The organism is Vibrio sp. 1402 (genome assembly GCF_033340275.1).
Window position 1 is genome coordinate 1 of record NZ_JAWOWE010000596.1, and the last position, 546, is coordinate 546.

The following is a 546-nucleotide window of genomic DNA, read 5'->3' on the forward strand; positions in this document are numbered from 1 at the left end:
CTCTTGCGCGTTTACGTATTGTGCTTGTTGCCCGATCGCGACTGCAGCAGCTGTTCGTTCACTGCCGTTTCGTACATTGTTATGCTGCGTTGTATTTTGCTCCGCAAGAATGGCTTTCACGTCCGTTGGCAGCGCAACCAACTGGGCTAGCTCTTGCTCAGGAATATCCGCGACGACGTCACCCGATCTCAAACCTTCAATGACATCGATTTCTTGTTCGCTCAGAGGTTTGCCTTGCGCCAACTTGGTATCAATGACTTCCAGCTCATCAATTGAAACCAGCTGAACCGCCTTACCTTCAAAGCCGACCGTCGCAGGGTCAAGTGACACCGAACCATCCAATGCACCTGAGGTGTTCGCCTGAGCTTGTTGCATTGCTGAAGCATCCATTACAGGAGGCGCAGTCAGGTTTTGCCATTCAGTTGATTGAGACTGTAGCTTCTCAATATCAATCGGCTTTCCATTGGCATCTAAGATTGGTTCCAGTTGCTGCTCGGCCGCCAAATTTACTTGCTCAACAGAAGGTGTCGATTGCAACGCTGCTAG

The 546-nt window shown here is 50.4% G+C and carries 1 pseudogene; it reads right to left on the minus strand.

Features of this window, described 5'->3' with window-relative positions:
- Positions 1–546: pseudogene (locus R7044_RS27440) on the minus strand (flagellar hook-length control protein FliK); the annotation flags it as partial.